Genomic DNA, 26,236 nt, shown 5'->3' with positions numbered 1-26,236 from the left:
CCGTCACTAGACCACCGCACTTTTCATTGATCTCAGTACCCTCCGCAGGAGAATCATCATGGATTACTACACCCCATCATTAGGACATCAGTTCATAAACGGCAAGCAGGTGCGCGGACTAGGACCAGTTCTTCCACGCGTCTCCCCTGCCACCGGGGATAAATTGCTTGACGTTGATAGGGCAACTGTTGCTCAGGTTGACCAAGCTGTGCAGGCAGCTGCTGAGGCTTTTAAGTCATGGTCTGCGCTGACGCCGGGTCAACGCTCGGACCATCTTTTGGCTTTTGCTCGAGAGCTTCAATCGCATGAACACGAGCTAGCTGAAGTAGAAACAGCTCAGACTGGCAAGAGCATTCGAATGTCTACCGAGTTTGATGTTCCCGGATCCATCGACAACGTGAACTTCTTCGCCGGTGCGGCGAGGAATCTTCAAGGTTTAGCAGCCGGAGATTATGCAGGAAACACCACGTCAATGATCCGTCGAGAGGCCATTGGCGTGATCGGATCCATTAGCCCCTGGAACTATCCATTACAAATGGCTGCATGGAAGGTGCTTCCGGCCATCGCGGCAGGTAACACCATCGTGCTCAAGCCCAGTGAGCTCACACCTGGCACGTCGATGCTCTTCGCCAAAGCAGCGACTGATGCAGGTCTGCCTGATGGCGTGATCAACGTGGTGGTTGGTGAGGGTCCAAGCGTCGGTTCTACGCTGGTCCGCCACCCATTGGTGAAGATGACTTCCTTCACCGGCTCCACCGCGGTGGGCCTAAAAATCATGTCCATGGCCGCTGAGCGTGCAAATCGAGTGCACCTTGAGCTCGGTGGCAAAGCACCATTTGTTGTGTTTGATGACGCAGACATTGAAGCCGCAGCGCACGGAGCGGTAGCTGGCTCCACGATCAATTCCGGTCAGGACTGTACAGCTGCCACACGTGCTTACGTGCACTCTTCAGTGTTTGAAAAGTTCACCGCACGGGTGGCCCAACTCATGGATGCCATGGTGGTTGGTGATCCCACGGACATAGACACTGACATGGGTTCTTTGATCAGCGAAGCGCACTTGGAAAAGGTGTCTGCGATGGTTGTGCGAGCCGAAGAATCCGGTGCAAAGGTTCTGGCCGGCGGGCGCCGCGAGGAACGTCCAGGCTTCTATTACCGTCCAACACTGATCGTTGGGGCGACTCAGGATTCTGAAATAGTCCAGCAAGAGGTCTTCGGTCCGGTGCTCGTTGCCTTGCCATTCGAGTCTGATGACGAAGCAATTGAACTGGCCAATGACACCCCGTATGGCTTGGCCGCCAGCGCCTGGACCAAAAATGTTGACCGCGCGATGCGGGCCAGCGCCCAGATCCAGGCTGGATGTGTTTGGATCAACGAACACATCCTGATCGTTTCGGATATGCCCCACGGTGGTTACAAAGCCTCAGGGATGGGCAAAGATATGAGCCAGTATTCCTTTGACGAATACACAAACGTCAAACACGTGATGTTCTCACGTGATCCTGCGGCCCATCGCGCATGGCAGGATACTGTTTTTAAGCAGCGCTAGTCGGAGACTAGAGGCTAGCTAACAGCTGGTTCAGCTTCTGCGTTGCCATTCCAGGTTCGGTGGTAGCGAAGAAGTACTGGGCCAGCTGTTTTTGCTGTCCGGCCACGCCTGTTGCGGCCAATCGCGCCACCCGGTCAGCCAAACCATTGGCGTTGCCCAGCCGTTGCTCTAGTGGCAGGCCGTCACCGAGTTTGCTTGGACGGTTGGAGGCCAGCAGCAACGGGATGTTCAGTGCCACCGCGTCGTAGGCCATGGCAGACGTGTCACAGATGGCAACGTCGGCCCACACCAGAGACTGCGAGGCATCGCTGACTGGATCCAGGGTTGAACTGAAATTGGCTTTGAGCGCGGTGACTGCCTTTGCAGCCTCGGCAGACTTGTCACCGGTTTTTGGGTGCGGTCGGAAGCGCACCTCAAAGCGGTCGTCCGTAACCAGCTGAGCGAGAATTCGTTCACCGAGTTTTGCTAGAGAGGAGTAGGCCATCGCTTCTGAATCGCCCTCCCACGTTGGCGCATAGAGCACCCGGATCTTCTGTGAAGGCCCTTCCTGCTCCAAGGCATCAAGCTGAGGCCGACCAATCTGGATCAGATGTGATGGATCAAAACGTGCAATGTTCTCGGTGATGCGCTCGACTGCGGCCGGACCGGCGACACAGGCGAAGTCATAGGCTTTGAGCTGATTGGAGACCATCGAGGCCTTTTCACTCTCACCATGGTTTAGGTGGATATGCGCCGGGCCGTTAACACGCAGCATTGTGAAGTTGCGCTGCGCGTTGTTCACGTAGCTGATCGACTTGGTTCCCCAGCCTCGAAGCTTTGATTCGATCTGTTCCATTGAGCGGGTGAAGAGCAACGGTACGGTGGTCTCGCTCAGTGCGCGTTTGGCGCTCAGAGAATCCATGAGCACCAAACCGACGCTCAGGCCGTCTTCGACCAAACGCTCAAAGGTCCCCAGCCAGGCACCTAGTTGGTAGAACTGGCCCGGTCCCTCAGCGAAGAAGAGGACGTGATCGGCTTGTTGTATTTCCCGATTTCCTTGGGCTATTTCAGCGCGTACAGATCGCTCTGCGAGCAGAGACTTTGCCTTACCTGCCGCTTGAGAAATTTGAGAAGAAATCAATGCCATATAAGTAGTCTACGTATGACCTAGCCGTTGATCGCGGAAGACAAGTTCGAAATGTTGGAATTCATCCACTCAAGATAACTGGAATCATTCAGGATGGTCTCTGCGAAGTCGACGACAGGAACCTTACCACTTTCCGCGTCCTTCTGGAGTACCTTGGTTTCGTTGCCTTCAGTTTGGACGTTGTATGCCAAGGCATCAACCTGAGCACCGTCCAGCTGGTCTTGCGCCTTCTTCAGGGTCATCGGCGCGATGCCCTCGCCTTCTTCAATGGCTTCACTCAAACCATCGGGCGTGGCGTTGACCATTCCGGCATCTTCCAAAAGATGGAAGGGAACCGGTTCAGTCATAATGAACGTCTTGCCGGTCAGCTTCGCGTCGCCGAGCTGGGTCTGAAGCTTTTTGATTCCTTCTTTAAAGGTCTGCGCATTTTTCGTGTACTCCTGCGCGTTAGCTTCATCAGCTTCACCGAAATCATCGGCCAGCTCGTCAGCTAGTGCGCTCATCGAGTCCAGGTCGTACCAGATGTGCTCGTTGTATGCGGCATGCTCATGGGATTCTTCACCCTCATGCTCCGCATGCTCTTCTTCGCTTTCGCCTTCATGCTCTTTGGCAATAGGTGAGCTGTCCACGGCGTGAATCAGCTGAACTCCGCCAGCTTGTTCGCTCGGTAGGGACTGAACCAACGAATCCATAAACTGGTCATACCCGCCGCCATTGGCTACAACAATCGAAGCTTCAGACACGGTGAGCTTGTCACGGGTGGTGGGCTCGTAAGAGTGAGGATCCTGCGCGCCGGAGGTAATAAGCTCGCTGACTTTGACCTTGTCGCCACCAATAGCGCGAGCGATCTGCCCGTACACATTGGTCGTTGCCACGACGTTCAGTGAAGAGGTACCAGCATTCGATGCTTCACTGCTGGTATTGCTGCATCCAGTCAGGATCAGTCCTGCGACTGGCAATGCGGCAGCGGCTGCAAGCAAAGAGCGATACTTCTTCATTCAAGATCTCCATCTAAACAAGGTTGCTATTGAGAACAATTCTACATTACTTTTGAGAACCGTTCGCACCTAGGCGTCGGTTTGAGTAGCAAATAGTGCTCTCTTGCCGTGCGCTCCGCCGGTGCCAGTAGCTTTTACCACCATCACCGCGACGGCAGTAGTCACTGGAATTGCCAGTACTAATCCAATAGAACCAATAAGGATGCGAATTACTTCCTCAGCCATCTCCCCCGAGGTCAGTGTCACACCAAAACCTTGGTTGCTCAGGGCTGCAATGGCCAGAATCGGCAGTGCGGCGCCTGCGTAGGCGAAAGCAATGGTGTAAACGGTCGAGGCAATATGGTCTCGACCAATACGCATTCCACGGAAGAATAATTCTTTGGCACTCGCCCTAGGAGAGGTTTCGGCCAGTTCCCATACGGTAGCGGACTGCGTAATAGTGACATCGTTGAGCACGCCCATGCCGCCAACCAAAACACCACAGATCAATAGACCCGGCAACGAGATCTGCGGAGCCACGGTAGATAGCGTGATTGCCGATTCACCGTTGGCCCCCGTCAGGGCTGCCGCGTCGGTCAGCCATAACACCATGCCGGCCGTAACGCCGAGGCCGAAGAGAGTTCCCAATAGGGCCGTTGAGGTTTTGGCATTCAGTCCGTGAGCAAAATAGAGCGCGACAAACATGATGGCCGTGGCACCGGTCAAACCAACTAATACCGGATTTCCGCCTTCGATAAGCGCCGGAACCATAAAGAAGATCATGAAGGCAATGCCACCGATCAGACCGATAACCGCTCTGGCTCCGCGCCATCCAGCGACCAGCACGACAACCACTCCATAGGCAATCGCCAAGAGAGCCATCGGCAAGGTGCGAACGAAATCGACAAAGACGTACGGGCTTCCGCTGGTCGTATCAACCTTGGACAGGTCAAGATAGCGCAGGTTATCCCCCGGACGCGCATCCCGGGATTGCAACATCTCGGCCGGGATCTCCAGCTGAATTTCGGCGCCACCAGAATCTGGCATGACGTAGGTGACGTTGCAATCTAGAACCTTGCCACCGACGTCTTCCAAGCCTTTGGAAGAGGGGCATTGCTCTGTTCCACTACGCATGACGGTACCGGTGGCCATCGTGGCGCCACCTGCGGTATCCATGTTGCCGTCCAGTGCAAACTTGTCGTAATTTCCTTGTGGCCACAGAATGAGGACCATCACCAGGGCGAGCGCACCTATGGGCGCAAGTAGTGCCCACAAGATAATCGAGGCACGGCGGCGTCGCTTAGGATCTTGCAATATCGGTTCGTCATGATGGTGGCCCACGCGGCGTCGCTCCAAGTCAGTTAATGCGAATCATTCGCTACAAGTGTATGGGTATTGTGCCGAACACCTAAGGATGACAAATAAATCCTCCGCAAGGTTCATGCCGTCAACGCAGATCAGGGAGAGAATTGAGCTATGAGCTCGCCCTTGCCACCGCCCGCCACTATGCCTATGACTAGTGGGGAACAAAGTTATCCATTCCACCGTTTGATGCGCCGTAGCCACAACTACCGCTGGTGGAGGCCTATAGCCTTTGCGGGAACGGGTACTGGATTCTATGTAGCCCTACTCATCATGGTGATGTTGGTGGTATTTGTTGCCATGCTGGTCAACCCCGCAACATGGGCCACAGATGCTGGCGCCGGCACTAGCGACGAAACGTTATTCGCTGATGCGCAGCTCGATATGACGTCACCGTTAGATTTTTCTATGACGATGGTTTCATTGATCGTCATGATTCCGGCCGTGTATTTGGCCTATCTCTTGCTTGGTTCTAAACCTGTCGGTCAACTGTTTTCCGTAGCTGGAAAAATGCGCTGGCGCTGGTTCGGTCTGGCACTGGGCACGAGCGCCATCTTGTTCGCCGTTTATTTCGCCTTGAGCTTTGGCTTTTCTGGCCTAAGCACCGAGGACTCCGGACAACTAGCCCCGTATGACGTGCCGGCCGATCCGCTCTTCTTTGCCATCTTGGTCCTTCTACTTACTCCGCTTCAATGTGCTGCCGAGGAACTGGTATTCCGTGGAGCGCTGATGCAGGTTGTGGGCAGTTGGCTCAAACATCCGCTGTTTGCGATTCTTTTGCCTGTACCGCTGTTTACCTTCGGGCACCTTTACGATGTCTACGGATTATTGGACGTTGCCGCTTTTGCTGTGGCAGCTGGTTATCTCACCTGGCGAACCGGTGGGCTGGAAGCGGCGATGGCTATGCACATCATCAACAACACGTTCTTGTTCATGCTTGGTGCGCTGGGCCAAATTGATCTGAATGAGGAGTCCTCGGATGGAACATCACTAATCATCTCGGTGCTCTTCATGGCCGTGCTCACCGCGGTACTAACCAAGCTGGCCGACAAGAAAGACATTCAACGCACTGCTGGAGCACTTCCACCTCCACCCCAACTTCCGGTACTTCAGCCATGGTCAGCTCCTCAGCAAATGCCGTACCCTAACCAGGCCTACTGGGCTCCGCCGGTTGAACCTTGGCAACATAACGCTCAGCAGAACCATCCGCAGGGCAACTATCCACCGCCACCACCGCCTATGCTCCACGATCCAAATCAGCTGGGCCCTGGTTCTCAGCCTCCTAGCGGCTCACCTCAGGTTGGCCCAACACCGGGCGAACCGACGCACAACGATCCGCAGCAACACGACCAGGACTAATTAACTGTCGGTGTAGGTAACGATTCGGTGGGCTAGAAAGTGTCGAACACTAAAATTGGGTTCTTGCCACGAAGATCATCTTCGTAGCAAGAACCCAATTGTTGTTTTGGTGACTGTTTAGGATTTTGCCCAACGCAGCAGGGCGGCGATTCCGGCACCATCAGGGATTAGCGAATCAGGAACGTAACGGATTGTCGCATCCGTTAGTGCCGTGGCACGCAACAGCACTTCCGGTGCAGGCCATTCACCAGCAACCAACTCGGCGTGGTCATCGCCTTCCTGGTGAGCAATCCACGGTTCAGCACTTAGTGCCCGTAGGGTGTGCTCGTCCTGATACTGTCCGACCAGCACGGTATCTGCCTGAGCCGATTGCAGAGCCGTGACAACCTCATCAAGTCCAACTGCTAACAAGGCTCGTCCATTGCCGGACTGCGCGGAGACCTTGGCCTCCAGATCCGCAAGATCCTTGGACTTCACGTCATCAATCAGTTTGGAGATCTGGGCATCTACTTGTTTGGAGTCGGCGCCACCGGTTCGGGTATGCGAATCAATGACTTCAACATAGTCACGTAGGGCAACCGGTAGCTGAGCGATAACCGCTTCGCGCGCCTTGATGTCACCAGAAACCACGATCAATCGCACGTAGTTCTCGGCAAACATGTTTCTGATCAGCTCAGCGACTTCGTCAGCATTGCGGCGAACCATTTCGTCGGCTGCGGACTGCGCCTTGGGTTGGTCATATTCGCCGGGCACTTTTCGGGCGTGATGGATTTCTTCAGGCAGTCCGACGATACCTTGGCTAGCAATGCGCTCCGGAGAGGCAGTGTTATACAGATGAACCTCGCCGCCATCTTTTCCGACCTCAGCGACGAGGTAAGAGAAAGACCCCCGCGGGCACGGGCGATGGCTGTGAAATTCGGGAACGGTCCTACGTCAACTGAAGGAGAGGAGACCTTGAGACCCGGAATGATTTCGTTAAGAACTACTTCGCCATCATGAACTGCGACGAACCGTGCAACTGGTGCACGTAGCCCACTTGCTGGTTCCAATACGCCAATGAGCGCTTGTACATCTTGAGGCTGAGCCTGCTGGGACTTAAGCAGTTTTGCGACCTCGTCTGGAAGTCGATCAGCGGCTTCCTGTGCTCCAGTTGTCCCCAACGAAGCATCAACGAGAGCTGTGCTCCAAGAACCATTCCTTCGATAGAGCGAAGCGTCGATTCCATTAGAATCCGCGCGTAGTGCCATGCTGACTCCCTTCCGCACGCGACTCCTGGCCGCGTTGCGACTAGATCCGTGGGACTAACCTAACATCACTATTCAACGGCTGGAAGAGGTAACCAGAAACTAACTGAGGATTCGGAAGAATTCAGCATGGCAACGCCTTTTACCAGCGGCCGCGCCAGTACTGAGGTGGGTGAGATTTCTGCGCACCTAGCTGCTGAGCGGCATGGTTTGGCCACTGCGGATTGCCTAAGGCGGCTCGGGCGATGCTAACCCCGTCAGCCTGACCGGTCACCACAATATGTTCTGCTTGAGTCGGATCAGTGATGACACCAACGGCCGTCACAAACGCGTCCTCTGGCAATGCTTGTTTCACCGCTTGAGCCAGCGGCACCTGGTATCCGGGACCCGTAGGACCGGCGAAAGCACCGATACCTGCGCTGGACAGATCGAAGGCCCGCACGCCAAGGTCATACATTTGCTTGGCAAGCTTCACGGTATCGGCGATGCGCCAGCCCTCTTCAACCCAGTCTTCACCCGAGAAGCGAATGCCTAGGGCCTTATCCGCTGGCCATACGGCGGTGATGGCTTCAACAACTTCTCGTAGGTAACGGGTACGGTTTTCGTAACTTCCGCCGTACTCATCGGTACGCTCATTGGATAGTGGCGAGAGGAACTGGTGGATCAGGTAACCGTGGGCCGCGTGAATCTGAATCAGGTCGAATCCGGCCTCGTCAGCACGTTGTGCTGCGTCTGCCCAATCTTGGACTGAGGCTGCGATTTGTTCGGTGCTCATGGCGGTTGCCGGCTTCAGCCCAAATACGTCCGAGGATGAGGAACTGAAAGTTTCCCAGCCACCGTCTTCGTCACTGATGCTGCCGAGCTTTCCGGCATCTTCCAGTTCCTTTAACCATCCATAGGTCGAAGCTTTAGCGCCAGCGTGCGCAAGCTGAACGCCTACGGCTGCGCCATGGGAACGAACGTATTGCGTAATGGGCTTCCAGGCTTCAACCTGCTCCTCATTCCACAGCCCGGCATCACGGTCAGAGATGCGCCCTTCAGCTGCCACTGCGGTAGCTTCGGAAATCACCAACGAGAAACCGCCGTGTGCCATCGAGCCAAGGTGAGCTAGTTGCCACGTGGTTGGAACACCGTCACGCTTATCGATTGCATACTGACACATGGGCGGCAGAACAACACGGTTGCGTAGCTGCAGACCGTTTCCACTCTTGGTTGGGATGGTCACTGGTGAGAATAGTTTGCTTTGAGGCATACATAGTGAGACGTTGTGAAAGGCCGTTTTATTCCGTGGGCGATTCTTTCGCGGTGCCCCAGTGTCGGGAGCAGGAGTATGCCTTGGACCTGCCTGCCTCTTCGCTCAGACGCTGCATTCCAATGGCTTGGACTTCGTATCAATCCCACGCTTCCACCCTCGACAAATAGTGGAAAAGTCTACTTATTTCTCGTCCGCACTGGCACCGAACAGAGAATCGACAAGAATTCATAATACCTACTCAAAGTGCTAATGACGAAATAGACGTATGGCATCTAGGGGATAAATCATTCAGTATCTGACAAGCGATAGAAATCAGGACTAAGACAGTGAATCCGTGCATTAAGTGCTTCGGGAGGCCGGATTACCCGACCTCCCGAAACCAAAAATCAGCTAGTGATTAGCATTCAACCACGTTAACGGCCAAGCCGCCCATGGCCGTCTCCTTGTACTTATCACTCATGTCCTTGCCCGTTTCACGCATCGTGATGATCACTTCATCAAGGGTGACGTGGTGCTCACCGTCGCCCATCAGCGCCATCTTCGCTGCGTTAACAGCCTTGGACGCGGCAATCGCATTGCGTTCAATACAAGGGATCTGCACCAAACCACCAATTGGGTCACACGTCAGTCCAAGATTGTGCTCCATCGCAATTTCAGCAGCGTTTTCCACCTGCTTTGGAGTACCACCCAAAATTTCGGCAAGGCCAGCTGCCGCCATCGACGACGCCGAACCAACCTCACCCTGACAACCAACCTCTGCACCAGAGATCGAAGCCTGTTCCTTATAAAGCACACCAACAGCACCAGCGGTCAGCAAGAAGTTCACAACTGCATCGTTCTTCTCTTCATCGTTCCAGTACTTAGCGCCCGGAGCGTAGTGAGTGGCATAGAAGAGCACCGCCGGAATGATGCCAGCAGCACCATTAGTCGGCGCCGTAACAACACGACCGCCGGAAGCATTTTCCTCATTAACCGCCAAGGCCACAAGGTTGATCCATTCCTGCCAATACACAGGATCACGGTCCTTGTCTTCCTTACGCAAACGCTCATGCCATTCTGGTGCACGACGACGAACTTTGAGCCCACCGGGCAGCACGCCGGTACGCTCCAAGGCAGAGTCCTTGCACTCTTCCATCACCGCGTAAATGTGGATCAGGCCCGAACGAATTTCTTCACGGCTGCGGTAGGTCAGCTCATTGGCCATCATGATTTCGGCAATGGACTTGCCGGTGTCCTTCACATGTTCCAACAACTGTGCCGCGGTGGTGAATGGATAAGGCTGTTTCTGCAGCTTTTCCTCAAGGTTCTTTTCGATGCGCTCTTCGGAACCTTCGCGCACGATGAAACCACCACCAACGGAGAAGAAGGTTTCATTGACCAGCTCGTTACCCTGGGCATCGAGGGCCACAAACTTCACACCATTGGTGTGGCGAGGCAAAACGGTCAGCGGGTGCTGAACCATGTCCCCCACCGTGTACTTCAAATCTTTGCGCTGATCTAGCTGAGCAGCTAGCTGCAAAATGCCAGTTTCTTCCATCTGCGCCAGTCGCTCATCAACTTGGGCAGGAAGCACCTTTTCAGGCTCAAAACCTTCAAGTCCCAACATGATGGCGGTGAATGTTCCGTGCCCACGACCGGTAGCGGCCAGTGACCCATAGACATCAACCCGGATAGTCTCCAGGGCTGCTATCTTCTCTTCACGGATTACTTGGGCAATGAATGCGTGTGCCGCACGCATTGGCCCCACGGTGTGGCTGGAGGACGGTCCAATACCAACCGAGAAAAGATCGAATACGCTTACCGCCATGGCGGGTCACATCCTTAGAACTTGGGCATTCCGATAGCTAACTGCCGGAAAGATGAAGGGGTGCGCAAGAGGTCATCCTTGCAACGGGACATCCACACAGTTATGGGTGGACAAATGTGGAGGAAAAACTGCGGGCCCGAAAAGCGAATGTTTCCGCCTTCCGGGCCCTCATCAATAGCTGATGATGTTACTCGGAAACCTTAGCAAGCTCCGGATACAGCGGGTGAGACTCGGCCAGCTTCAGAACTCGGTCCTTCAGCTCTGGCAAAACTGCAGTATTACCATCGGCACCGGCGATCAGTGTCTGCGCGATGATCTCCGCGACCTCAGCAAATGCAGCTTCCGAGAAGCCACGGGTTGCCAGTGCTGGAGTACCAATGCGCAAGCCCGAAGTGGTCATTGGCGGACGTGGATCAAATGGAACCGCGTTGCGGTTAACCGTGATCTCCACCTGTGCCAAAAGATCTTCTGCCTGCTGTCCGTCAAGCTCCGAGTTACGAAGGTCAACGAGCACCAGATGCACATCGGTGCCACCGGTCAAAACGCTGATGCCCTTGGCAGCAACATCTTCCTGGGTCAGACGCTCAGCAAGAATGCGCGAACCAGCCAAGGTACGCTGCTGGCGTTCCTTGAACTCTTCGGAAGCTGCAATCTTGAAAGCTACAGCCTTACCAGCGATGACGTGCTCCAGTGGACCACCCTGCTGGCCTGGGAAGACTGCAGAGTTAATCTTCTTGGCAATATCCGCGTCGTTGGACAGAATGATGCCACCACGAGGACCGGCAAGGGTCTTGTGGGTGGTGGAGGTAACCACGTGGGCGTAAGGCACAGGCGATGGGTGCAGACCAGCTGCAACCAGACCTGCAAAGTGAGCCATATCCACGAACAGGTAAGCGCCGACCTTGTCAGCGATTTCGCGGAAGCGCTTGAAGTCCAGCTGACGTGGGTAAGCGGACCAACCAGCAACGATCATCTTTGGCTGGTTCTCCACGGCAAGGCGCTCAACTTCGTCCATGTCCACCAGGTTGGTCTCTTCATTTACACCGTAAGGAACGATGTTGAATAGACGACCGGAGAAGTTGATCTTCATGCCGTGGGTCAGGTGACCACCATGCGCCAGGTTCAAACCCAGTACGGTGTCGCCTGGGCGAACCAGTGCGTGGTAAACCGAAGCGTTAGCCTGAGCACCGGAGTGTGGCTGAACGTTGGCGTACTCGGCACCAAAAAGAGCCTTGAGGCGATCGATGGCCAGCGTCTCAATGACGTCAACCTCTTCGCAACCACCGTAGTAGCGGCGTCCCGGGTAACCTTCGGCGTACTTGTTGGTTAGCACCGAACCCTGAGCCTGCATAACAGCCTGGGCGGTGTGGTTCTCCGAAGCGATCATTTCCAGGCCACGCTGCTGGCGAGCTAGCTCGGCGTCGATGCGCTGTGCTACCTCAGGATCCAGAGTTGCTAGGGACTGGGTCAGCGATGCTGGTGCCAGAGATTCAAAATTCTGGTTGCTCATTACTGGACATCTCCACCGTTCGCGCTTGCGTAGTCTGCTGCCGAAAGTAGCGGACCTTCTTCGGCGACCTCTACGGTGAACAGCCAGCCGGCACCATATGGGTCTTCGTTCAAGATTGCCGGGTTTTCTACAGCCTCGTCGTTGATCGCAACTACGGTGCCGGTAACAGGCGAGAACAGGTCGGAAACCGACTTGGTGGACTCAACTTCACCACAGGTTTCACCTGCGCTGACCGAATCGCCAACCTCTGGCAGGTCTACGTAGACAACGTCGCCCAGGGCGTCAGCAGCGATCTGGGTGATGCCGACCTTGGCTGGGGACGATGCATCGATCCACTCATGTTCTGCCGAGTAGCGTAATGACGAAAGAACTTTACTCACGGTATTTCCTCTCCCAAGGGAATAAGCGGGCGTATGGCTAGGCCCTACTGATGTTTAACGTTACTTGGCTCGCGTGTAGAACGGCAGTTCGACGACGACAAATGGCAAAGTCTTACCTCGCAGATCGACCTCTAGCTCGGTGCCAACTTCACTGTATTGCGCATCCACATACCCCAGGGCTACCGGGTAGCCGAGGGTCGGAGATGGCTGTCCTGAGGTGATTTCACCAACAGTAGCGCCGTCCTTAACGATGGCGTAGCCACCGCGTCCGGCGCGCTTGCCCAGACCCTTCAGACCGACCAGCTTGCGTGCTGGAGTCTGCTCTCGCAGGGCTTCAAGAGCCTTTCGGCCCACAAAGTCTTCTTCCTTCTTGAAGGAGACTACAGGGCCAAATCCCGCATCAAATGGGGTGCGTTCTAGGCTTAGCTCGTTGCCGTACAACGGCATGCCAGCTTCCAGACGCAGCGAGTCACGTGCGGCAAGGCCACACGGAACCAACTCGTGATCCGCACCAATTGTGACAATTTTTTCCCACAGCTCGGCCGCTTGATCATTGTTGATGATCAATTCGAAGCCATCCTCGCCGGTGTATCCTGTGCGCGCAACCAGAACGTCAAGACCGCCGAGCACCAGATAAACCGCTGCGTAATATTTCAACTCTGTGACGGAGTCAACGGTGCTTTGGTCAGCTGCCAGCTTGGAGACGATGTCCTGCGCGTTCGGTCCCTGCACTGCAATCAGCGACTGACGCTCCGAAGCGTTATCGACCTGGACATCAAATTTAGCTGCACGCTCTGCAAGGGCTGCGGCTACCACCACAGCGTTGCCAGCGTTAGGAACCACAAGGAATTTTTCTTCTTCAAGGCGGTACACGATCAAGTCATCAATGATCTTGCCGTCATCATTGAGGATCAGCGAGTACTTGGCCTTGCCCACCTTCATGATGCCAAAGTTGCCTGCCAGCGCGGTGTTCAGCGCGGTGACCGCTTCCGGTCCAGCCAGGTACACCTCGCCCATATGGGACAGGTCAAAAAGCCCAGCAGTGGAACGAACAGCCTTGTGCTCGGCCAATTCTGAACCGTACTTCAGTGGCATATCCCAGCCGCCGAAGTCAGTGAAGTTTGCGCCCAGCTCTTTGTGCTGTTCATAGAGGGCGGTGCGTTTTAGTTCGTGGGTAGTCTCAGTCATCGTGAAATCCTCTTAGTCTTCAAAGGCTTCAGGAGCCGGGCAGGAGCAGATCAGGTTACGGTCGCCGGAAGCACCATCAATACGGCCAACAGCCGGGAAGTACTTGTCGAACTTCAGACGCGATACCGGGAACGCAGCCTGCTCTACCGAGTACTTGCGGTCCCAGTTGCTGTTGACCACGGCGGTAACGGTGTGTGGAGCGTGGCGCAGTGGCGACTGTTCAATGGTGTAAACGCCCGAGAGCACTTCTTCCATTTCCTGACGGATGGTGATCATCGCTTCGATGAAGCGCTCAATCTCGCCCAAGTCCTCAGACTCGGTTGGTTCCACCATCAGGGTGCCTGCTACTGGGAAGGACAAGGTTGGTGCGTGGAAGCCGAAGTCGATCAGGCGCTTGGCCACATCTTCTGCGGTCACCCCAGTCTTGGCGGTCAATTCGCGCAGGTCAAGGATGCACTCGTGGGCAACCAATTCCTTGTTACCGGTAAACAGTACTGGGAAGTGCTCGTTCAGACGCTTGGCAATGTAGTTGGCGTTCAAAATTGCATGCTTGGTAGCTTCGGTCAGACCGTCGCCGCCCATCATCGCAATGTAAGCCCAAGAGATTGGCAGTACGCCGGCCGAACCGAAAGCGGTAGCAACCACTGGCACACCGTCACGTTCGGTGTAGGTGCCCGAAGCGTCGCCTGGCAGGAATGGCAAGAGGTGCTCGCCTACGCCGATTGGGCCAACGCCTGGGCCGCCACCACCGTGAGGGATGCAGAAGGTCTTGTGCAGGTTAAGGTGCGAAACGTCGCCACCGAAGGAACCTGGCTGTGCCAGACCAACCAGTGCGTTCATGTTGGCACCGTCGATGTATACCTGGCCGCCGGCGGCGTGGATCTTGTCGCACACTTCGCGTACGTCAGCGTCGTACACACCGTGAGTGGATGGGTAGGTAATCATGATCGCAGCCAACACGTCCTTGTTGGCTTCGATCTTGGCATCCAGGTCATTGGAATCGATGGTGCCATCGGCAGCAGTCTTTACAACGACAACCTTCATGCCAGCCAGTACCGCGGAAGCCGCGTTGGTGCCGTGAGCCGAGGCTGGGATCAGGCAGACATTTCGCTGACCCTCGCCGCGTGATGCGTGGTAGTCCGAGATGGCTAGCAGGCCCGCGTATTCACCCTGGGAACCAGCGTTTGGCTGGATGGAGACGCCAGCGTAACCGGTGATCGCGGTCAGTCGACCTTCAAGGTCGGTGATCAGTTCACGCCAACCTTCGGTCTGCTCTGCCGGCGCGTAAGGGTGGATGGAAGCGAACTCTGGCCAGGTGATGGATTCCATTTCGGCAGCCGAGTTCAGCTTCATGGTGCACGACCCCAATGGGATCATGGTGCGGTCCAGTGCCAGGTCGCGGTCCGAGAGACGACGCAGGTAACGCATCATCTGGGTCTCGGAAGAGATGGTGTTGAAGATCGGGTGGGTCAGGTAGTCGCTGGTGCGAACCTGCGACTCTGGGATCTCAAAGCCTTCTGGAGCCGAAAGCTCTACGCCGAAGACCTCAAGAAGGGATTTGACGATGCTTGAGGTGGTGGCCTCATCGGTGGAGATACCAACCTGGGTGTCGTTGACCTTGCGCAGGTTGATGCCCGCGGTGATCGCCTTGGAGATGATTTCCTCGGCGTTCTTCACGTTCACCACAACGGTGTCGAAGAAGGTATTGGATGCGAGGGTGAAGCCGCCTGCTACCAGCGAGGTGGCAATCACGCGAGCGTGGTTGTTGGCGCGGGTTGCGATTTGCTTTAGCCCGGCTGGGCCGTGGTACACCGCGTACATCGAGGCACAAATGGCCAACAATGCCTGAGCGGTACAGATGTTGGAGGTCGCCTTCTCGCGGCGGATGTGCTGCTCGCGAGTCTGCAGTGCCAGACGGTAGGCAGGAACGCCAGCGTCATCAACCGAGACACCAACCAAGCGCCCTGGCATCGAGCGGGTCAGACCATCGGCAACGGCCATGTAGGCCGCGTGTGGACCACCGAAGAACAGTGGAACACCAAAACGCTGGGTGTTGCCCACAGCGATATCGGCGCCTTGTTCACCCGGAGGGGTGATCATGGTCAAAGCCAAAAGGTCAGCAATGACGGTGACCATTGCGCCGGCGTCCTTGGCGGCTGCGATGATGCTTGCGTGTTCTGCGATGGAGCCGTTGTTACCTGGCTGCTGCAATACGATGCCGGAGATGTCGCCTTCTGGCAGGCCTGCGGAGAGGTCAGCAACTTCAACTTCGAAGCCCAGTGCGTCGGCACGGCCCTGCACAACCTTGATGGTCTGCGGGAAGATGTTGGAGTCCAGGACGGTCTTGCCCTTGGCCTTCTTCTTGTTAGCACGGCGCATCATCAGCACGGCTTCTGCGGCGGCCGAAGATTCGTCCAGCAAAGAAGCGTTGGCGATTGGCAGACCGGTCAGATCCATCACCATGGTCTGGAAGTTCAGTAGGGCTTCGAGGCGGCCCTGGGAGATTTCTGGCTGGTACGGGGTGTAAGCGGTGTACCAGGCTGGGTTTTCGACAATGTTGCGTCGAATCACCGCTGGGGTGAGGGTGTCGTAGAAGCCCTGACCAATCATCTGGGTCTTCATGACGTTTTTGGAGGCTACCGCACGCAGGTGGGCCAGCGCTTCGGTTTCACTTAGTGCTGCTGGAATATCCAGTGCGGCACCTTGTCGGATATCTGCGGGAACTGCGGTATCAATCAGTGATTCTAGGCTGTCGTAGCCAAGAGTCTGAAGCATGGTGGCGACGTCAGAAGGACGCGGGCCGATGTGGCGAGTAACGAATTCACTGTTCGTAGAAGCCGAAGTCTGCGTGATGGTCATGGTGCTGGAGTCTCCACGGGATCTGTCTTGGCGCATGCCAAAGGAAGGACGCTTTGCCTCCCCATCCCTGTTGCACTACCTGAGAGTTTTACGTGTTCGGCCAACAAAGCCGAGCACTTGCACCTTCGGTGAACCGGATCTGGCCGGCTACTTTCCAGAGTTGCCTCGTGATGGCGGTACGGGGGCCTGAGAGTTTCCTGGGGAGGAATTGCTCCTACGGCGCCCGTCCATGGTGTGAACGGGACTCTCCCGCCATCCGTCTATGGCGTGTGCTGCTGATCTTAGATCTGCAGCACACAACCATGTTACCTGCCTCGCGCTTTAGGTCAAAGAGTCGCGCTGCGTTGAACTGTCACAAAAGTTTTACTTCGTGACCGCCGTGAGTTGAACGTACTGCGGATACCTTGCTGACAAGGAATCACCCGAGGATGTGCCCGAGAGCCTGCGCCTAACCCAAGGAACCAAATGTTCGGTAGCCCAACCCAATTCTTGCTTCAGCTTTTCGCCGCGAGAGTTCACCGCGTGATCCGGCAGAACCGGAGCCTGAAGTTTATCTGCCCAGTTTTCGTCGGTGACCTGGTGTCGTCCAAGAACGTCAAGAACCCTCGCGGCCATCAGTGCATGTCCCAGCTCGTTCATGTGCAGGCGATCTACAGACCAATAACGCAAGTCTGAGAATTCGCGCCAACGCCAGTAGTCCGCAATGACCGCGCCGTACTTATCGGCAATCTCGCGAATTTTCTCGTTATAGATCGCAGTACGCGGACGGGTCTTGGAGAACAAGGGAGATTCGACAGTGTCAAAACCGGTGAAGAGTACAACGGTGCTTCCGGCCTCGGTGAAGCGTCGGACCATCCCTTCATAACCACGCATCAGCGCATCAAGATCTGCTCTGGGGCGCAAGATGTCGTTTCCGCCGGCGTAGATGCTCACCAGATCTGGCTTCATGGACAGGCCTTGGTCCAGTTGCTGGTTGATGACCTGACCGATTTTCTTTCCGCGTACCGCGAGGTTGGCGTATTCCCAGTCGCCCTGCGCGCTGAGCACTTCAGCGACTCGGTCGGCCCATCCGCGCACCTGGTTAGGTCGATTCGAATCTACGTCGCCGACGCCTTCGGTGAACGAATCACCCAATGCCAAATACTTCTTCACTTCAATCTCACTTTTGTATCTGCTAAATTTTTCTGTTCACTGCCAAGGTTCAGTTTGCCAAGGTTCAGTTTGATTTAGCCTTGGCGTTCTTGGCGAGGATCAGCTGGCGCGCCAGCTGACTGAGCTTGACCCCGGTAGATGTGTCTTTGGGTCCTTCGTTGCGTGAGGGAATGAAGCCAAAGCCGAGCTGGTAGGCAGGGTCGGCAAAGGCCAAAGATGAGTTAGCTCCGTCGTGACCGTAGGCGAAGATGGAGCCGTAATTATTGCGGGCGGTAGCCTTCATGAATCCCAAGGCAAAAGCCTGCAACAAACCGTTGCTTCGATCCAGTCCGTAAACCAGTTCGGTGGAGACCTGTGACCAGGTGTCCGCGCTGAGGAATCCTTGCATCGCGCCGAGGGATGGAACGGCGCCGAAGGATGCGGCATAGATTCCGGCCAGGCCTTGAGCGTTGGCTACCGCACCCATGGACGCCGGACCGATCTGACGTACCTGGGCTGAGTTGGCCAGCTCATGCCAGTTGTAAACCGGACCGTCTGCCAAGGCGAATCCGGAGGCGGAGTTTACCGCCAGGCCAGCTGGCGAGAAGGGATCAAAAATTCGCTTGGCGCTTCAACGCCAGCTAAGACATCTCGGTAGCGTGATTCCAGTGACGGGTCTTGTCCGATATAAACGTCTGCCGACAGAGGTTTACGGATGCGCTCTTCAAAAACATCTTTAAGCTCTTTGCCGGCGACGCGGCGAACCAGTTCTTCCATCAGTACGCCCATGGTGATGGCGTGATATCCAACGATGTTCTGACCCAGCGGCCAGATGCTTGGCATGGACGCCAGAACCTTGGCATATTCAGCCGAGTTCAGTAGGACTTCACTTGGTACACCGCCGGGAACACCAAGAACGCCAGCCTGGTGACTGAGCACCTCGCCAACGGTGAGCTTATTCTTTCCACCGGCGCCAAATTCTGGCCAGTAGGTGGTCATTGGGGCAGCTGGATCAATCAGGCCATCTTGGACGAGTAAGGCGATGACCAGTGCGCCCATGCCTTTGGTACACGAGAAGACACAGGTCAGTGCATCCGCCGCTAAATGCTCACCGACGCTGTGGCTGAGCACGAGTTCACCCCGGTGATAAACAGCGAGCTGTGCCGAGTAGTTTTCTTCTTCAGCAGCTCGTGCTTCCAGAGCTTGAGCCAAAGGTGCGAAATCTTCGCTAATCACCGAGTCCATCTACGTCCTTAAAGTGCTTGTCGCTTTTCAACTAACCCTAGTCGGATCCAGCGCAATTCTCACTTGGCTCGCCAACATGCTACTAAGATCCCATCCGTATGTCAGGTCACAGCTAGAGGGGCGTAGTACCGCTTATCGTCATTTTGCAACCTTTGGACTCGTGATACTGTGAGCCAACTCAGAAGACGGTTTGCCGACTATGGGTGCAACAACTAAATTTGTCATGCTTGCCACCTACTACTGAAGGAGATGATCTCGATCGCATGACTGTGAATAGTGACACGCCAGTACCCCAGGGCCAGGATACAGAACTCAAGCGGGTGATCGGCCCCAAGCTGCTGCTATTCCTCATCATGGGCGATATCATCGGCGCAGGCATTTTTGCCATCACCGGTAAGGTTGCTGGCCAAGTGGGTGGCGCGGCCTGGTTGCCGTTCCTCGTTGCTTTTGCCATCGCAACTTTGACCGCTTTTAGCTACCTCGAACTGGTCACCAAGTACCCACACGCCGCTGGCGCGGCTCTGTACGTGCACAAAGCTTTTGGCATCCATTTTGTCACTTTCATCGTGGCTTTCACCGTGGCCTGTTCAGGCATTACTAGTGCCGCGACCTCAGCAACCTTGGTTGGTCAGAACCTTCTGATCGGTTTTGGCCAGTTCATTGATGGTGTCCCCACCACGCCACAAGCGGGCATGTGGGCTGCCATTGCCATCATCGTGATCCTTGCGCTGATCAACTTGCGAGGTGTGGGTGAGAGCGTCAGGTTCAACCTCGTCTTGACCATTATTTCGCTGGCCATCATGGCAGTGATCATCGGCATCGGCTTCTCTGTTATTGCGTCCGGTCAGGGTGATATCAGCCGTCTTGTAGTCTTCGAGACCCCGTCGGACCGCAGTCTTTTTGCCGCGGTAACCATGGGTACCGCCATCGCCTTCTTCGCCATGGTTGGTTTTGAAGACTCGGTGAACTTGGTGGAAGAAACCAAGAACCCAAACAAGGTATTCCCGAAGATCATGTTTATTGGTCTGGGTTTGTGTGCAGTGATCTACATGCTCGTGGCAGTTACCGTGATCATGGTGATCCCTACCGGCGACTTGCTGAACCCGAAGAATCCAGATGCCGGTATCTTGCTGGACGTGGTGCGCCTGGGCGCCCCGAACATTCCGGTGGACGCTATCTTCCCGTTCTTGACCGTTTTTGCCGTGGTCAACACCGCGCTGATGAACATGCTGATGGCAAGCCGATTGCTCTACGGCATGGCCCGTCAAGGCGTGCTCCCGCAGTTCTTGGGCAAGGTGCACTCCACCCGCCGCTCCCCTTGGGTAGCCATCTTGTTCAGCACCGCGCTGGCCATTGCTTTGGTGGCTTACGTCAACTTGGATAGCGAGAACGGCATTGTTGGCTCGCTGGGTGGAACCACAGCACTGCTGTTGCTCTGCGTCTTCGCCGTAGTTAATGTTTCATTGCTGGTCTTGCGCCGCGAAAAGGCACCGGAAGATGCCTTCCGTACCCCGACCGTCATCCCGATTCTCGGCGTAGCCTTCTGCCTGTTCCTCGCCGGCCCGTGGGCCCGTTCGCGCGAGGACTGGGTGCAGTACGAAATTGCCGGCCTATTGCTGGTTATTGGCGTACTGCTCTGGGCAGTGACCTGGCTGGTCAACCGCATCAATTACAAAAAGGGCATTATCGAAACCCGCCCCGGGCACTACGAATAAATAGCATCGGGTACAGCTGTGGTCCACCGAGAATTTTTCTCGGTGGACCACAGTTCTTTAAGCCTCTAATCTCGCACTGGCCGCTATGCGGACTGCTCGATAGTTTCCTGACGGAAGCGAAGCTTCCAGCCCTGTTCGCCTAGTTGCCACCAGGAGGAGACCACCAAAACTTCAGAGTCGCTTGGCTTCATTCGGTAGGCCAGCAACACCATTTCTTCACTGATCTGTCGGGTGGCCAGAACCTGCATCTGCCCCGTGGTGGGCAGGGAGGATCCGGAACTCAACAGGGTGCCGATGGTTGCTACATCCAGTAGCCCACCGTGGCGGGTCACCTCTTGGTAGCTGGGGTGCAAGAAGTCGGCGATCTCAGTAAAGCTGGTGCGGATTTGTGGGTCGAGGAATCCTTGCTCCAGCTCATAAACCGTCGCGGCAAAGTCCCCGGATGTTGACACTAGCGCAGATACCTGTGCGGGTTGTTCGGCTTCGTGAGCTGGCTCAACTGGCTCTGCCGGCGCGGACGTAGTGGAAGCACTTGCCGCGGCTGGCGCTTGTGCGCTTCCCACGATGTAACCGGGGCCAGCGTCAGGGGAAGTTCCCCTTTGATGAGCGGTGGCCGCTGCGCGAGCACGTTCGTCGGCAGCCTCGTTCAGGTCATGCCCGGCATGACCCTTGACCCATTCAAAGGTGTACTTGCGGCCGACAATGGCCGAATCAAGTTCTTTGAGGATGTCTTGGTTCAACACCTGTTTTCCATCGGCTTTTTCCAGCCGCGCTTCTTCCAGCCCGGCATCCATTTGCTGATGCAATTGATGGCGTACTGCGAATCACAGAGGATCTTTAGCTCTTCATCAGGCAGGTGTGCGGTGGCCCGGAAGAGTTCAAGGACTGCTTGCAGCTCCCCCATATTGTTTGTTCCGTGGTCCCAACCACCGGCCGCCCAATTATTGTCATCCACGTACCAGGCCCAACCGGCCGGCCCTGGGTTACCTAGGGCGGATCCATCTGCAGCTGCAATGATCGTCATGCTTTAATCCTGCCACGCCTGATGCCTGCCTCTGACCTACCTATCGGGCCATGTCGCTGACGGTTCGACTCAAAACTAAAACTGAAGAAAAGCTCAAGAAATGGAAAACCCCTGAGCTGGCAGGTTTTGACGATTTCAAAACGTCACCCGAACCCAGGGTTAAGACCACTTAGCCTAAGCGTTCTACTAGCTATGCCGAGTACAACGGGTTGTGGCCGGCTTGCACGCGCTCTTCGGCTCGAACTTCACCCGGTGCGGTGCCGTTGAGGAACGGACCGTTATCGGCCAACTGATCACGACCCGAGAGTTCTAACCAGTTTTCTAGCACTGGACCCTTCGGGATGATCTGGGTTGGGTTAATGTCTTCATGCACCACGTAGTAGTGAGCCTTGATCTGTTCAAAGTCGATGGTGTCACCAAAACCAGGGGTCTGGAACAGATCACGGGCATAACCCCAAAGGTTAGGCATCTCGACCAGCTTGTTGCGGTTGGTCTTGAAATGACCGTGATACACCGGATCAAAACGCACCAAGGTAGTAAACAGACGTACGTCCGCTTCGGTGATGTAGTCCCCCATCAAGAAACGACGGGTAGCAAGTCGCTCTTCCAGGAAATCCAACGTATCAAAAAGACGATCGTAAGCGTCGCTGTAGGATTTCTGATCCCCAGCAAATCCTGCGCGATATACGCCGTTGTTCACTTCGGTGAAGATCCGCTTGATCAGCGGAAGCATTTCATCTAGCTGATCTTCCGGCACCAAATTTGGTGCACCCTCGCGATGGAATTCTTTCCACTGGGTGGATAGGTCCCAGGTGATTTGTGGGTACTCATTGGTGACAACGGCACCGGATGGGATATCCACGATGGCCGGAACGGTGATGCCACGAGGGTAGTCAGCAAAGCGCTTGAAGTAGTTTTCTTGGATTCGTTCGGTGCCTAGAACTGGATCTTTCCCGTCTGGATCTAGATCAAAAGTCCAGCTGCGGGCGTCGTGGGTTGGCCCGGGAAGCCCAACGGACAAGGCATTTTCTAGGCCAAGCAGTCGGCGAACAATGAGGGTGCGGTTGGCCCAAGGGCAAGCACGAGCTGCCACCAAGCGGTAGCGCCCTGCTTCTACTGGCCACAGCTGGGCACCTTCAGAAACACCGGCCAACGGATGACCGATCTTGCTGTCGTTATGCTCATTGCTGTAATTTTCTGGCGCAGTATCAGCGACAATCCGGTCTTGGATGTAGTTGGTATCACGGGTGAATTCTCCGCCGGTGACATAGGCACCCTTCGTTGAATATTCTTCGCTCATCGTTTCCCTCCAAAGTCCTTCATGCTCTACACATTCAGTGTGCTTCCACATCGACCCTAGAACAACGGCTGCCCGTTGAACATGATGATGTGAATCAATATTTCGGCAGGTAGCTGGCCATCAGTTAATTGACGTGTCAGCCTATGTTGCCAAAACCAACCTTACACGAGATGATTGATGCGTCAACAAAATTTTATTGGGCTAACGATACAAGGGTGAAAGAAAATCATGAAGAGCGACGAGACCCGCTGGCTCACCGATAGCGAGCAGGAACTCTGGCGCACGATACGCGAGTTCCTCTGGCAATTCCCCAGCGCAATGGACCGTCAGTTACTCCGCGATGCACAAATGCAGTCCGGGGAATATTCGGTTTTGGCGGTACTTTCAGAGACTCCGGAACCAAGTTTACGTCCCGCTGACGTTGCTCAAGGACTTCGCTGGGACCGCTCCCGACTTTCACACCTGCTTCGTCGTATGGAAGCCAAGGGCTTGATCAGCCGTTGCTCGGATGAAACCGATCGCCGCGGTCACCAAATTGCGCTCACCGAATTGGGTCAACAAACCATCCAAAGTGCAGCGCCGACCCACGTCACCTTTGTGCGCGAAACGCTCTTTGATTCCCTTGATCCTGCAGAACGCAAAGCACTGGAATCCGCGTTGCCAAAGATCCTGGACTCACTGGAAAAGCAAGGGCTCAGAGGCTCCTCCTGCTAGTTCCTTTGCGCGGCTAGCTCGCTGTTTTGAACTAATCGCGCAAAGCGACCACCAAGGGCCACCAGCTCGTCGAAGGTTCCTGCCTCAGCAATCTGGCCATCTTCGAGCACCACAATTTTATCCGCACGCATCACAGTGCTTAGCCGGTGTGCAATGAGCAGAGTAGTACGCCCAACTGCAAGCTCATCCAGTGCCTGCTGCACCAAAGCTTCGGTGACTGTATCCAGTGCGCTAGTTGCCTCATCCAGCACCAGAACCTTTGGCTTGCGCAGCATGGTTCGAGCGATGGCCAGACGTTGCTGTTCTCCACCGGAGAACCGATGGCCACGCTGACCTACCTCGGTATCTATGCCCTGAGGCAACCCGCGGATGAGCTCTGCAATCTGTGCGGCTTCGAGCGCCTGCCACAGTTGAGCTTCGCTTGCTTCCGGTGCAGCCCAGAGCAAGTTAGCCCTGACAGTATCGTGCAGCAAGTAGCTCTCCTGAGCCACCACAGAGACCACATTCGCGATGCCTTCTGGCGCATAGTCTTTGAGGTCAACTCCGTCGAGCAGCACCTGTCCCGAAGTTGGGTCCAGCAATCGTGGAAGCAATGAGCCTAGAGTGGACTTACCGGAACCAGTAGAGCCAACCACTGCGGTCATCGTGCCGGCTTCAAGTGTCAGATTTAGTTGATCCAAGGTCGCCCGATTAGCTTGCGGGTAGCGGAAGCTCACGTTGCGAAGCTCTACGTACCCCTGAACATTTTCTGGTTTCACCGGCTTTGGATTCTTCGGCACCGGTAATTCTTGGTCAGTATCAAGGTACTCAAAAACCCTGCTGAACAAGGCCATGGCCGAAACCCACTGAACCGATAGTTGCATCAAGCCCATGACTGGACGGAAGATCCCAGCTTGTAGCCCAGTGAAGGCAACCAGGGTACCGATACTCATTCCTTCGCCTGTCACCGGCAATCCGGCAGCCAGATAGAGGGCAGCTGGAATAGCCGCAAAAATGATGCTCATGGTGGCCATGCGCCAGCGTCCGGCTAGGGCGCTTTTCATTTCAAGGTCAATGAGCTTATGGCTGGAATCCGCGAAGACCGCAGCGTCCGCACTACCAGTGCCCATGATCTTGGACAGGCGTACTCCTGAGATGCTCAGCCGCTCTTCAATCAGCGAGGTCAGGTTAGACATCTCGCGCTGTCGCTTACCGGTGACCGCGCGCCGCAACTTTGCGGTCTGTTTGGCCAGCAAAATTGCCGGAGGGAAGACAATCAAAGAAATCAGACTGAGCTTCCAAGAGATAGCAACCATGGCTACTGCTGTTGCCACCACGGTGGTCAGGTTTGAAGCGATACTGGTTGCCGAATTGGTAATGACCGACTGCATCTGCCCGACATCATTGATCAATCGAGATTGGACGTCCCCTGAACGGGAGTTGGTGAAAAATCCGAGCGACTGTTTCTGTAAGTGGGTAAAGAGACCGGTACGCAGTCGGTGCATAACGCGCTGCCCCATCAAGGTGGCGCGCCACGTTTGCAGCACTTCCAGCACCGCGGCAGCTAGCGCAATGAGCACCAGTCCCCCGGCGCCGAACATCAGAAGCCGAACATTGCTATTGGGAATGGCGTCATCAATCAGCTCGCGGACAATGAAGGGTTGAGCGAGGCCAATGATGGACGAGGCTACGATCAGTAGGACCACGACGATGACAGAGCCCAGGTGCGGTCTAAAAAGTTCGGCCACACGCTTGAGTGAGACCGGATGCTCGGCTAGCCATTGTTTATCTTGGGCCGAATTTTTCATGCGGCCACCACCGGTAAGCGCGGCCGGTGCTCCGTGCGTTGCTCCTGAACTCATAGACCCTCCCTCATCACTCTTTTCACACAAAGAATAGCAGAGGTAACCTCACTATGTGGTTTCATCTTGAATTTGTTCTGAAGAACACACTATTCTTGAAAGCATGCAGAACGAAGAGTCCAAGGATGACTTGGCAGATCTCTTTCTCCGGGCCTCGCGCGTTATCCGCGGGCGCTGGCGAGAAAACCTCATCCCCTTAGGGATCACCCCACATCAATCGCGAGTGTTGAGCCTGCTCAGCCATGCCGAAAACCAGGGGATGCGCAACTCGCACTTAGCAGAGCGACTACATATCGCCGCGCGCTCCACCACCGAGGTTGTCGACCAGCTTGAAGCTAAAGAGCTGGTGATCCGCACCCCGGATCCTGCAGACCGACGTGCCACACTCATCGCACTGAGCCCCAGTGGCAAGGCTCAAATAGGTGAGCTGACTCGGCTTAGACGCGAGAGCATGGACGGGTACTTTGAAAAGCTTCCGGGCGATGATCGCAGGGAGCTCACCCGCCTGCTGGAGATCCTAGACAGGGAAAATCCTCGCCCACGGCGTTCCGATTGCAAGCCTGCGAGCAGCAACTAGTTCTCAAAACCAAAAAGCGGCGGCCCTGAAAACCATTTAATGATTTTCAGGGCCGCCGCTTTGGAATAGTCCA

At 55.5% G+C, this 26,236-nt stretch carries 21 protein-coding genes, 1 pseudogene and 1 riboswitch; of the genes and pseudogenes, 5 read left to right on the top strand and 17 right to left on the bottom strand.

Features of this window, described 5'->3' with window-relative positions; genetic code table 11:
* The first annotated feature begins 58 nt into the window (after nt 1-58).
* On the top strand, nt 59-1,549 hold the full coding sequence (locus N6V40_RS06590; protein ID WP_262199456.1) for a gamma-aminobutyraldehyde dehydrogenase: 1,491 nt from the start codon (nt 59-61) through the stop codon (nt 1,547-1,549).
* A gap of 7 nt (nt 1,550-1,556) precedes the next feature.
* Here the strand turns inward: N6V40_RS06590 and N6V40_RS06585 are convergent, their stop codons facing one another.
* The 3 genes from N6V40_RS06585 to N6V40_RS06575 all read right to left on the bottom strand — a co-directional run bounded on the left by N6V40_RS06585 (nt 1,557) and on the right by N6V40_RS06575 (nt 4,993).
* Entirely contained in the window at nt 1,557-2,675 is a 1,119-nt protein-coding gene (locus N6V40_RS06585) for a CDP-glycerol glycerophosphotransferase family protein (RefSeq protein ID WP_262199455.1), read from the bottom strand.
* A gap of 20 nt (nt 2,676-2,695) precedes the next feature.
* Nucleotides 2,696-3,673, bottom strand: a complete 978-nt coding sequence (locus N6V40_RS06580) for a metal ABC transporter solute-binding protein, Zn/Mn family (protein ID WP_131089001.1) — start codon at nt 3,671-3,673, stop codon at nt 2,696-2,698.
* A 69-nt stretch (nt 3,674-3,742) separates the two neighbouring features.
* Nucleotides 3,743-4,993 carry a YibE/F family protein gene (locus N6V40_RS06575; protein ID WP_131089002.1) on the bottom strand — a complete coding sequence of 417 codons (1,251 nt, stop codon included), beginning with the start codon at nt 4,991-4,993 and terminating at the stop codon, nt 3,743-3,745.
* A gap of 135 nt (nt 4,994-5,128) precedes the next feature.
* On the opposite strand from N6V40_RS06575, the gene N6V40_RS06570 reads away from it, so the two are divergent.
* The gene (locus N6V40_RS06570) at nt 5,129-6,373 is read left to right on the top strand and encodes a CPBP family intramembrane glutamic endopeptidase (RefSeq protein WP_131089003.1); all 1,245 of its coding nucleotides are present in this window, start codon (nt 5,129-5,131) and stop codon (nt 6,371-6,373) included.
* Between the two features lie 117 nt (nt 6,374-6,490).
* On the opposite strand, the gene N6V40_RS06565 is transcribed toward N6V40_RS06570, so the two are convergent.
* From N6V40_RS06565 to N6V40_RS06515, 11 genes are all read right to left on the bottom strand, one after another.
* On the bottom strand, nt 6,491-7,207 hold the full coding sequence (locus N6V40_RS06565; protein WP_242632547.1) for a baeRF2 domain-containing protein: 717 nt from the start codon (nt 7,205-7,207) through the stop codon (nt 6,491-6,493).
* Between the two features lie 148 nt (nt 7,208-7,355).
* Nucleotides 7,356-7,598 (bottom strand): hypothetical protein, encoded by a 243-nt coding sequence (locus N6V40_RS06560; protein ID WP_242632480.1) that lies wholly within the window; start codon nt 7,596-7,598, stop codon nt 7,356-7,358.
* A gap of 161 nt (nt 7,599-7,759) precedes the next feature.
* Complete coding sequence (locus tag N6V40_RS06555; RefSeq protein WP_131089004.1) at nt 7,760-8,869, bottom strand: NADH:flavin oxidoreductase/NADH oxidase; 1,110 nt, start codon at nt 8,867-8,869, stop codon at nt 7,760-7,762.
* A 400-nt stretch (nt 8,870-9,269) separates the two neighbouring features.
* On the bottom strand, nt 9,270-10,679 hold the full coding sequence (locus N6V40_RS06550; protein ID WP_131089005.1) for an L-serine ammonia-lyase: 1,410 nt from the start codon (nt 10,677-10,679) through the stop codon (nt 9,270-9,272).
* Between the two features lie 187 nt (nt 10,680-10,866).
* Complete coding sequence (gene glyA / locus N6V40_RS06545) at nt 10,867-12,189, bottom strand: serine hydroxymethyltransferase (RefSeq protein WP_262199454.1); 1,323 nt, start codon at nt 12,187-12,189, stop codon at nt 10,867-10,869.
* Nucleotides 12,189-12,569 (bottom strand): glycine cleavage system protein GcvH, encoded by a 381-nt coding sequence (gcvH, locus tag N6V40_RS06540; protein WP_131089007.1) that lies wholly within the window; start codon nt 12,567-12,569, stop codon nt 12,189-12,191. The genes glyA and gcvH overlap by 1 nt, the downstream gene beginning before the upstream one ends.
* Nucleotides 12,570-12,629: 60 nt before the next feature.
* Nucleotides 12,630-13,757, bottom strand: coding sequence for a glycine cleavage system aminomethyltransferase GcvT (gcvT, locus tag N6V40_RS06535; protein ID WP_131089008.1), 1,128 nt, complete (start codon nt 13,755-13,757; stop codon nt 12,630-12,632).
* A 12-nt stretch (nt 13,758-13,769) separates the two neighbouring features.
* Complete coding sequence (gene gcvP / locus N6V40_RS06530; RefSeq protein ID WP_207306472.1) at nt 13,770-16,616, bottom strand: aminomethyl-transferring glycine dehydrogenase; 2,847 nt, start codon at nt 16,614-16,616, stop codon at nt 13,770-13,772.
* Between the two features lie 164 nt (nt 16,617-16,780).
* Nucleotides 16,781-16,878: riboswitch (glycine riboswitch) on the bottom strand.
* Nucleotides 16,879-16,979: 101 nt separating this feature from the next.
* Nucleotides 16,980-17,768 carry an SGNH/GDSL hydrolase family protein gene (locus tag N6V40_RS06525; RefSeq protein ID WP_315973786.1) on the bottom strand — a complete coding sequence of 263 codons (789 nt, stop codon included), beginning with the start codon at nt 17,766-17,768 and terminating at the stop codon, nt 16,980-16,982.
* 64 nt (nt 17,769-17,832) lie between these two features.
* A complete protein-coding gene (locus tag N6V40_RS06520; RefSeq protein ID WP_262199453.1) occupies nt 17,833-18,309 on the bottom strand; it encodes a serine hydrolase in 477 nt (158 codons plus the stop codon).
* Nucleotides 18,310-18,329: 20 nt separating this feature from the next.
* Complete coding sequence (locus tag N6V40_RS06515; RefSeq protein ID WP_262199452.1) at nt 18,330-18,992, bottom strand: serine hydrolase domain-containing protein; 663 nt, start codon at nt 18,990-18,992, stop codon at nt 18,330-18,332.
* 263 nt (nt 18,993-19,255) lie between these two features.
* On the opposite strand from N6V40_RS06515, the gene N6V40_RS06510 reads away from it, so the two are divergent.
* Nucleotides 19,256-20,707 (top strand): APC family permease, encoded by a 1,452-nt coding sequence (locus N6V40_RS06510; RefSeq protein ID WP_131089010.1) that lies wholly within the window; start codon nt 19,256-19,258, stop codon nt 20,705-20,707.
* Between the two features lie 83 nt (nt 20,708-20,790).
* Here N6V40_RS06510 and N6V40_RS06505 read toward each other — a convergent pair.
* Both N6V40_RS06505 and N6V40_RS06500 read right to left on the bottom strand, forming a co-directional pair.
* Nucleotides 20,791-21,731 (bottom strand): annotated as a pseudogene (locus N6V40_RS06505) (RNase H family protein).
* Between the two features lie 190 nt (nt 21,732-21,921).
* Complete coding sequence (locus N6V40_RS06500) at nt 21,922-23,031, bottom strand: glutathione S-transferase C-terminal domain-containing protein (RefSeq protein WP_262199451.1); 1,110 nt, start codon at nt 23,029-23,031, stop codon at nt 21,922-21,924.
* Between the two features lie 228 nt (nt 23,032-23,259).
* On the opposite strand from N6V40_RS06500, the gene N6V40_RS06495 reads away from it, so the two are divergent.
* On the top strand, nt 23,260-23,745 hold the full coding sequence (locus N6V40_RS06495) for a MarR family winged helix-turn-helix transcriptional regulator (RefSeq protein WP_262199449.1): 486 nt from the start codon (nt 23,260-23,262) through the stop codon (nt 23,743-23,745).
* Here the strand turns inward: N6V40_RS06495 and N6V40_RS06490 are convergent.
* Entirely contained in the window at nt 23,742-25,586 is a 1,845-nt protein-coding gene (locus N6V40_RS06490; RefSeq protein ID WP_262199447.1) for an ABC transporter ATP-binding protein, read from the bottom strand. The genes N6V40_RS06495 and N6V40_RS06490 overlap by 4 nt on opposite strands.
* A gap of 103 nt (nt 25,587-25,689) precedes the next feature.
* Here N6V40_RS06490 and N6V40_RS06485 point away from each other — a divergent pair, with 103 nt between their 5' ends.
* Nucleotides 25,690-26,163, top strand: coding sequence for a MarR family winged helix-turn-helix transcriptional regulator (locus N6V40_RS06485; protein ID WP_262199446.1), 474 nt, complete (start codon nt 25,690-25,692; stop codon nt 26,161-26,163).
* Nucleotides 26,164-26,236 lie beyond the last annotated feature (73 nt).

The organism is Glutamicibacter sp. M10, assembly GCF_025452055.1.
Lineage (GTDB): Bacteria > Actinomycetota > Actinomycetes > Actinomycetales > Micrococcaceae > Glutamicibacter.
This window is presented reverse-complemented; position numbering and strand designations above follow the sequence as displayed.

Coding starts and splice junctions, on each gene's coding strand:
- N6V40_RS06590 (WP_262199456.1), top strand. CDS start 59: ATGGATTACTACACCCCATCATTAGGACATCAGTTCATAAACGGCAAG.
- N6V40_RS06585 (WP_262199455.1), bottom strand. CDS start 2,675: ATGGCATTGATTTCTTCTCAAATTTCTCAAGCGGCAGGTAAGGCAAAG.
- N6V40_RS06580 (WP_131089001.1), bottom strand. CDS start 3,673: ATGAAGAAGTATCGCTCTTTGCTTGCAGCCGCTGCCGCATTGCCAGTC.
- N6V40_RS06570 (WP_131089003.1), top strand. CDS start 5,129: ATGAGCTCGCCCTTGCCACCGCCCGCCACTATGCCTATGACTAGTGGG.
- N6V40_RS06560 (WP_242632480.1), bottom strand. CDS start 7,598: ATGGAATCGACGCTTCGCTCTATCGAAGGAATGGTTCTTGGAGCACAG.
- N6V40_RS06555 (WP_131089004.1), bottom strand. CDS start 8,869: ATGCCTCAAAGCAAACTATTCTCACCAGTGACCATCCCAACCAAGAGT.
- N6V40_RS06550 (WP_131089005.1), bottom strand. CDS start 10,679: ATGGCGGTAAGCGTATTCGATCTTTTCTCGGTTGGTATTGGACCGTCC.
- glyA (WP_262199454.1), bottom strand. CDS start 12,189: ATGAGCAACCAGAATTTTGAATCTCTGGCACCAGCATCGCTGACCCAG.
- gcvT (WP_131089008.1), bottom strand. CDS start 13,757: ATGACTGAGACTACCCACGAACTAAAACGCACCGCCCTCTATGAACAG.
- gcvP (WP_207306472.1), bottom strand. CDS start 16,616: ATGACCATCACGCAGACTTCGGCTTCTACGAACAGTGAATTCGTTACT.
- N6V40_RS06515 (WP_262199452.1), bottom strand. CDS start 18,992: ATGGACTCGGTGATTAGCGAAGATTTCGCACCTTTGGCTCAAGCTCTG.
- N6V40_RS06510 (WP_131089010.1), top strand. CDS start 19,256: ATGACTGTGAATAGTGACACGCCAGTACCCCAGGGCCAGGATACAGAA.
- N6V40_RS06500 (WP_262199451.1), bottom strand. CDS start 23,031: ATGAGCGAAGAATATTCAACGAAGGGTGCCTATGTCACCGGCGGAGAA.
- N6V40_RS06495 (WP_262199449.1), top strand. CDS start 23,260: ATGAAGAGCGACGAGACCCGCTGGCTCACCGATAGCGAGCAGGAACTC.
- N6V40_RS06490 (WP_262199447.1), bottom strand. CDS start 25,586: ATGAGTTCAGGAGCAACGCACGGAGCACCGGCCGCGCTTACCGGTGGT.
- N6V40_RS06485 (WP_262199446.1), top strand. CDS start 25,690: ATGCAGAACGAAGAGTCCAAGGATGACTTGGCAGATCTCTTTCTCCGG.